Raw genomic sequence first — 6,771 nt, 5'->3', positions numbered from 1 at the left:
GCGTCCGCGTCGTCCTGCGTCGGGCACGCCACCCGCACGATCTGGCAGCCCGCCGCGGTCAGCTCCGCGATCTGCTGCAGCGTGGCACCGACGTCCGAGGTCCGCGTCGTCGTCATCGACTGCACCGACACCGGCGCGTCCCCGCCCACCGCCACCGAACCGACCTGGATCTGCCGGCTCCTGCGGCGCTCGGCGACCGGCCGGGCCGGCACCTCGGGGACGCCCAGGGGAATGGCCGTCATGGCGTCACCCGTCGTTCTGGGAGACGGTCTCGCGCATGGCGCGCAGGGACTCCTTCAACGACCCCATGGTGGCGAGGACGGCGGTGGGCTCGTAGCCGCAGTGCGCCATGCAGTTGGCGCAGCGCGGGTCCTTGCCGCGGCCGTACTTGTCCCAGTCGGTCTCCTCGATCAGCTGCCTGTACGTCGGCACGTACCCGTCGCTCATCAGGTAGCAGGGGCGCTGCCAGCCGAAGAGGGAGTAGTTGGGGATCGCCCACGCCGTGCACGGGAAGTCGACCTTGCCCTCGAGGAAGTCGAGGAACAACGGGGAGTGGTTGAGCCGCCAGCGGCGCCGGTTGCCGCCCGCGAAGGCCCTTCTGAACAGTTCGCGGGTCTGCTCCACGCCGAGGAAGTGCTCCTGGTCGGGCGCCTTCTCGTAGGCGTAGGCCGGCGAGATCATCATCTCGTCCACCTTGAGGTCGTCGTTGAGGTAGTCGAGGACCTCGACGACGGTCTGCGGGGTGTCGGTGTTGAAGAAGGTCGAGTTGGTGGTCACCCGGAAGCCGCGCCGCTTGGCCTCCTTGATGGCCTCCACGGCCTCGTCGAACACGCCCTCCTTCGCCACCGACTCGTCGTGCCGTTCACGCAGCCCGTCGATGTGCACGGCGAAGGCGAAGTAGGGCGACGGGGTGAAGCTGTCCATCTTCTTGCGCAGCAGCAGGGCGTTGGTGCACAGGAAGACGTACTTCCGCTTGGCCACCAGCTGTCGCACGATCTCGTCGATGTGCGGGTGCATCAGCGGCTCGCCGCCGGCGATGGACACCATCGGCGCACCGGACTCCAGGACCGCTCCCACGGCCTGCGCCACCGGCATGCGCTGTTTGAGCACCCCCGCGGGATGCTGGATCTTGCCGCATCCCTCGCACTTGAGGTTGCAGGCGTAGAGCGGCTCCAGCTCCACGATGAGGGGGAACTTGTCCCGCCGGCGCATCTTCTGTCCGGCCAAGTATGTAGCGACCTTGATGGACTGGCGCAGCGGCATGGCCATCGGGCTCACCTCCTGGGGAGCAGCACATTACGGTGCCATTCGAAGAAAGTCGGTAGGACGGAACGAAGAACGCGGAAAGCCGATATTCCTCCGCGCACCGTGCCGATGCGGACGAGTTCATGTTCCGGGGCGTCCACGACCACCCGGACGGCGGCAACCGGGCGCGCCCCCGCCCGGACGGCGCCGAGCAGGGTGGCCGCCGACTCCATGTCGACGGCGATCGCGCCGGTGGCGCGCAGATCGGAGCGTTCGGGTCCGCGCACGACGTGGTCGGAGCCGTTGAGCGGACCGGTGTGGACGGCGCGCCCGGGCAGGGTGCGCGCGAGTTCCCTGACGAGCAGGGCGGTGCCGACGCACGGCACCGTCCCGCGGGGGTCCCGGGTCTCCTCGGCGACGACCAGGTCGCCGGGGTGCATGCCCGGGGCGAGTCCCGCGCAGAAGCCGGTCGCCAGCACCGCGGCCGCGGCGTGGGCGGGACCGGCCAGGAGCCGGGTGACGGAGCGTTCCGCCGCCTTCGGCCCCATGCCGGTGCGCAGGACGGTGACCGGTCCGCCGGCACCGCCGTGGTCGCCGGTGCGCAGGGCGAAGTGCTCGATGCCGAGCGCGCAGGCGATCAGCAGCGGGGCCGGGGCCGGCTTGCCCGTCATCAGCCCCCCTGGGCCTCGGCGAGGGGCTCGCCGGACTTCCCGGCCGGGCGGGCCGCACCGGCGGCCCGGTACGGGACGGGTTCCCCGTTGACGTACCGGCCGAGGGCGGTGAGGGGGAAGACCTGCCGGTAGAGGTGGTAGTTGATGGAGAAGTCCCAGGGGAAGCCCGTTCCGGTGAAGTGGGGCTCGTCCCAGGAGCCGTCCTCGCGCTGGGTGGCGGCGAGCCAGGCGACGCCCCGCTCGACCGCCCCGGAGTCCTTCTCCCCCGCCGCCAGCAGCGCCATCAGTGCCCAGGCGGTCTGTGAGGCGGTGGAGGCGCCTCGGCCGCTCCACTTCCCGGGGTCCTGGTAGGAGCGCAGGTCCTCGCCCCACCCGCCGTCGTCGTTCTGCACGCTCTCCAGCCAGGCCACCGCGCGACGGATCGCCGGGTGGGAGCCGGGCAGGCCGGCGGCGACCAGGGCGGGGACCACCGAGCCGGTGCCGTAGACGTAGTTGACGCCCCAGCGGCCGAACCACGAGCCGTCCGTCTCCTGTTCGGCCAGCAGCCAGGCGATGCCGCGCCGGGTGCGCGGGTCGTGGGCCAGGCCCTCGAAGGCGAGCATCTCGACGACGTGCGCGGTGACGTCCGCCGACGGCGGGTCGATGACCTCGCCGAAGTCGCAGAACGGCAGCCGGTTGGGGAACGGGCTGGTGTTGTCGACGTCGAAGGCGCCCCACGCGCCGTTCTTCGACTGCATGCCGAACTCCCAGCGCACCCCGCGCGCGACGGCCTTCTCCAGCCGCTCCGGGTCGTGGTGCCGCACCCGGCGCAGCGCGAGGATGACCTCGGCGGTGTCGTCGATGTCGGGGTAGTTGTCGTTGTGGAACTCGAACGCCCAGCCGCCGGGGGTCAGCCGGGGCCGGCGCACCGACCAGTCACCGGGGCGCACGACCTGCTCGCCGAGCATCCAGTCCGCCGCCTTCACCAGCTGCGGGTGGTCGGCGGGCAGTCCCGCGTCGGCGAGGGCGATGGTGGCGAGGCAGGTGTCCCACACCGGTGACTGGCAGGCCTCGATCATGCGGGCGCCGTCCTCGCGCCGCACGGCGTAGCGGTCCAGCGACTCCAGTCCCGCGCGCATCACCGGATGCCGCAGGTCGTAGCCGAGCAGGTGCAGGGCGATGATCGAGTACACGGCCGGCGGCTGGATGCCGCCCCAGCAGCCGTCGTTCTCCTGCCGCTCGATGATCCAGCGGGCGGCCGCGTTCATCGCCGCCCTGCGCAGGGCCTTCGGCGCGATCCTGCGGTAGGCGTGTAATGCCCTGTCGATGCGCTGGAAGGCGCCGTCCCAGCTCATCGCCGGTGCGAGCGGCGTCGGCGGGACGGGGCGGGCGGGGTCGGTGTGCAGCTCGTCCAGCGGGAAGGGTGCGGGACGCACGGGGCGCTTGGCGGAGACGATGGTGAGCGGCACGATGGTCTGCCGCGCCCAGCAGCCGAAGTCGTAGATGTTGAGCGGCACCCAGCTGGGGAAGTAGATGAGCTCGGGCGGGAGTTCCGGCAGGTCCTCCCACCTCCACCAGCCGAACAGGGCGAGCCAGATGCGGGTGAAGACGCGGGAGGCGGCGATACCGCCCCGGTCGCGGACCCAGGCCGCGGCCTTCGCCATGTGGGGTGCGTCGGGTGCGTCGCCGGCCAGGCGCAGGGCGACGTACGCCTCGATGGTGGTGGACAGCTCCCCCGGCCCGCCGTGGAAGGTGGCCCAGGTGCCGTCCTCGCGCTGCTCGCCGCGGATGAACAGGGCGGCGGCGCGGGTGGTGTCGTCGTCGCGGATCCCGAGGAACTGGCGCAGCAGCAGGTCCTCGGCGTCCATCGTGACGTTGGTCTCGAGGTCCCCCTTCCACCAGCCCTCGGCGTCCTGGCGGGAGAGCAGAAAGCCGGTGGCGCGCCGGACGGCGTCTGCGGCGGCTTCGCGGACCCCGGCCGCCGGCGGGGTGGTGAGGGTTTCACTGGCCGCGGCAGCGCGGGGCGGCAGGGTGGCCCCGGTGCTTCCGTCGGTCGTCGCTGTCATGGCTTCCCCTTCGTGCAGTCGTGCGAGTCGTGCTGCTGTGGGTCCGCCGTCGGCCGGCGCCCGACACCTCCTGGGCACCGGCCGGCGACTACGCGAGGAATGTCCTACCGATAGCGATCATCTCTTTCGTACGACGACGAAGTCGGCGAGCGCCGTGAAACGGGCCCGGACCCGCTCGGGCATGTCGACGGCGTCGAGGGCTTCGATGGCGATGGTGTGCTGACGGCGTGCCTCGTCGGCCGTCCAGTCGCGGCCGCCCGCCTCCTCGATGAGCGCGGCGCGGGCCGCGAACTCCTCCTCGGAGAAGTTCTCGAAGCCGGTGCTCTTGGCGTCGGCGGCGAGGATCTCCCCGAGCCGCTCGGAGGCCGCTCCGCCCGCGGCGAGCGCGGCCACCACCGGCAGGGACTTCTTGCGCTGGCGCAGGTCGCTCCAGGTCTGCTTGCCGGTGGCCTCCGGGTCGCCCCAGATGCCGAGGAGGTCGTCGACGGCCTGGAAGGCCAGGCCGAGGTGGTAGCCGTACTTCTCCAGCGCGTCGGCGGTGCGGTCGTCCGCGCCGCCGAGGACCGCGCCGATGGAGCTGGCGCAGGCGAGCAGGGCGCCGGTCTTGTTGCCCTCCATCTCCAGGCACTCCTCGACGCTGACACGGTCGCGGTGCTCGTAGGAGATGTCCTGGGCCTGGCCGTCGATCAGGGCGCGCGTGGCGGTGGTGAGCCGGCGGGTGGCGCGTCCGGCCTCGGCGGTGCCGAGTTCGAGGAGGACCTCGTTGGCGAGCGCGAACAGGGCGTCACCGACGAGGATGGCCTGGGCGGGACCGTGCACCTTCCAGACGGTGTCGCGGTGGCGGCGCTGCTCGTCGCCGTCCATGAGGTCGTCGTGCAGCAGCGAGAAGTTGTGCACCAGTTCGACGGCGACCGCGCCGGGGACGCCGGCCTCGGGTGCGGCGCCGGTGACCTCGGCGGAGAGCACGGCCAGGGCGGGGCGCACGGCCTTGCCGCCGTCCCCGTGGGCCGGGTTGCCCGCGGCGTCGATCCAGCCGAAGTGGTAGGCGGCAACGGTGTCCATGGGCGGGGCGAGGCGGTCGACGGCCGCCCGCAGCACCGGCGTGGCCAGGGTCCGGCCGCGCTCCAGGAGCGCGGTCACGTCCACCGCCTCGGCAGCCGTCGAGGCCGGGGGCACAGTGGGCACAGTTACTCCTCTTGTTGCGGTGCCGGAAGTGCGGGGGCCCGCCGCGCCGTGCCGGTCGGGCATCACGCCGCCTCCTCGAACGCGAAGAGACGGCCCGGACGGGGCCGGCCCAGGGCGCGCAGCGCGGCGTCCGCCGCGCTCACACCGCTGCGGACCGCACTCTCCATGGTCGCGGGCCACCCGGTGGCGGTCCACGCTCCGGCCAGGTACAGGCCGGGGGCCTTGGTGCGCGCGCCGGGCCTGAGCCGCCCGACGCCGGGGGCGGGAGCGAACGTGGCGGTGCGCTCCCGGGTCACGAAGAAGTCCTTCACCTCGGCACCGCGCGCACGGGGCAGCAACCGGGCCAGCTCCGGCAGGTAGCGCTCGCGCAGTCCGGCGACGGGTGTGTCGATCTCGTCCTGCGCGGCGGACTGGGACACCGCGAGGTACTGGCCGCTGGTGAGGCCCGACGCCTCGGTGCGGTCGAAGACCCACTGCAGCGGGGTGCCGAGGGCCGTGAGGAAGGGCGTCCTGAGTACGGGGCGGTCGTAGACCACGTGCAGGTTCAGGATGGGGGCGGTGCCGATGCGCAGCAGCCGCCCGGGGTCGTCGAGGGCGCCCTGCGGCAGCAGCCGGTGCGCCTCCCGCTGCGGCACGGCGAGGACGACCGCGTCGGCGTGCAGCGTGTCGCCGGGAACCCGCACGCTCCAGCCTCCGTCCGCCCGGCGGGAGACGGTGGTGACGCGGGTACGGATCCCGGTGCGCACGCCCGCGGCGTCGAGCGCCCTGCGGGCCAGCCGGTCGTGCAGTTCGCCCAGCGGGACGCGGGCCCAGCCGATGTCGGCCGCTCCCGGTTCGGACAGCAGACCGGTTCTGAACACCATCGCGGCCAGTCCCAGGGAGGCGTCGGCGGCGACCGCGTTGAGGGTGGCGACCCCGACCAGGTCCCACAGGGCCTCGACGGCGCGCGGGGACTGGCCGTGCGCGGCCAGCCAGCCGCCGAAGTCCTGCGCGTCCAGAGCCGGATCGGTGGGATCGAGCGCCTTCAGCGCCAGCGCGGCGCGGCCGACCCGGGCCCGTTCGGCGAGGGTGAGGTGCGGGTACGTCGCCAGGCTCCGGCCCAGGTGCAGGGGGACGGGCAGGGCGTCGCGCCGCAGCCGGCCCAGCCGCCGCCCTGCGGGCCGGGTGACGTCGACGACGGGCACGTCGAGACGGTCCTGCAGCGGGGCGAGCGCGGTCGCGTCGATCCGGTCCAGGAACCAGCGGTAGGCGGCGCAGCAGCGCAGGTACACGTGCTGGCCGTTGTCGACGGTCAGGTCGCCGCGTGAGAAGGAGAAGGCGAGCCCGCCGAGACGGGGCCGGCCCTCCAGCAGCGTCACGCGCACGCCGGCGTCGGCGAGCGCGAGGGCCGCGGTGATGCCGGCGAGCCCGCCGCCGACCACGACGGCGTGCCGTCCGGGCGGTTCCGCCGGGCCGGTGGGCGGCCCTGCCGGCCGCGTGCCGTCGCTCATCGTGCGCCCTCCCCCTGGCGCCCGCCGTGGCGGTGCGGTGCCCCGCGGCCGGCCGTCGCCGTCATCAGGGACGCCACCCGGCGCCGGAGGGTTGCCCGCCGTCCGCCGCCGGCCCGGTGCCGCGCCGCGGCCCGG

Annotated in this window: 7 protein-coding genes; all 7 read right to left on the bottom strand. The window is 73.5% G+C overall.

The window, feature by feature from the left end; translation table 11 throughout:
• The coding region (locus ACWDNY_RS26560; RefSeq protein WP_451648314.1) for a flavodoxin-dependent (E)-4-hydroxy-3-methylbut-2-enyl-diphosphate synthase at window positions 1-242 on the bottom strand (242 nt) is incomplete at its 3' end.
• 4 nt (window positions 243-246) lie between these two features.
• A complete protein-coding gene (gene hpnH, locus ACWDNY_RS26555) occupies window positions 247-1,269 on the bottom strand; it encodes an adenosyl-hopene transferase HpnH (protein WP_451648313.1) in 1,023 nt (340 codons plus the stop codon).
• 5 nt (window positions 1,270-1,274) lie between these two features.
• The gene (locus tag ACWDNY_RS26550; RefSeq protein ID WP_451648312.1) at window positions 1,275-1,916 is read right to left on the bottom strand and encodes a phosphorylase family protein; all 642 of its coding nucleotides are present in this window, start codon (window positions 1,914-1,916) and stop codon (window positions 1,275-1,277) included.
• Window positions 1,916-3,961: a squalene--hopene cyclase gene (gene shc / locus ACWDNY_RS26545; RefSeq protein WP_451648311.1), complete on the bottom strand. Its 2,046-nt coding sequence runs from the start codon at window positions 3,959-3,961 to the stop codon at window positions 1,916-1,918. Before shc ends, ACWDNY_RS26550 begins: the two co-directional genes overlap by 1 nt.
• Before the next feature lie 117 nt (window positions 3,962-4,078).
• On the bottom strand, window positions 4,079-5,209 hold the full coding sequence (locus tag ACWDNY_RS26540) for a polyprenyl synthetase family protein (protein ID WP_451648310.1): 1,131 nt from the start codon (window positions 5,207-5,209) through the stop codon (window positions 4,079-4,081).
• Window positions 5,209-6,636 (bottom strand): hydroxysqualene dehydroxylase HpnE, encoded by a 1,428-nt coding sequence (hpnE, locus tag ACWDNY_RS26535; RefSeq protein WP_451648309.1) that lies wholly within the window; start codon window positions 6,634-6,636, stop codon window positions 5,209-5,211. Before hpnE ends, ACWDNY_RS26540 begins: the two co-directional genes overlap by 1 nt.
• Window positions 6,633-6,701: a hypothetical protein gene (locus ACWDNY_RS26530; RefSeq protein WP_451648317.1), complete on the bottom strand. Its 69-nt coding sequence runs from the start codon at window positions 6,699-6,701 to the stop codon at window positions 6,633-6,635. The genes hpnE and ACWDNY_RS26530 overlap by 4 nt, the downstream gene beginning before the upstream one ends.
• Window positions 6,702-6,771 lie beyond the last annotated feature (70 nt).

The organism is Streptomyces sp. NPDC003697 (assembly GCF_053587115.1).
Note: the sequence above shows the minus strand (reverse complement) of the source record. Positions and strands in the feature narration are given on the sequence as shown.

Coding starts and splice junctions, on each gene's coding strand:
- shc (WP_451648311.1), bottom strand. CDS start 3,961: ATGACAGCGACGACCGACGGAAGCACCGGGGCCACCCTGCCGCCCCGC.
- hpnE (WP_451648309.1), bottom strand. CDS start 6,636: ATGAGCGACGGCACGCGGCCGGCAGGGCCGCCCACCGGCCCGGCGGAA.
- hpnH (WP_451648313.1), bottom strand. CDS start 1,269: ATGGCCATGCCGCTGCGCCAGTCCATCAAGGTCGCTACATACTTGGCC.
- ACWDNY_RS26540 (WP_451648310.1), bottom strand. CDS start 5,209: ATGCCCGACCGGCACGGCGCGGCGGGCCCCCGCACTTCCGGCACCGCA.
- ACWDNY_RS26550 (WP_451648312.1), bottom strand. CDS start 1,916: ATGACGGGCAAGCCGGCCCCGGCCCCGCTGCTGATCGCCTGCGCGCTC.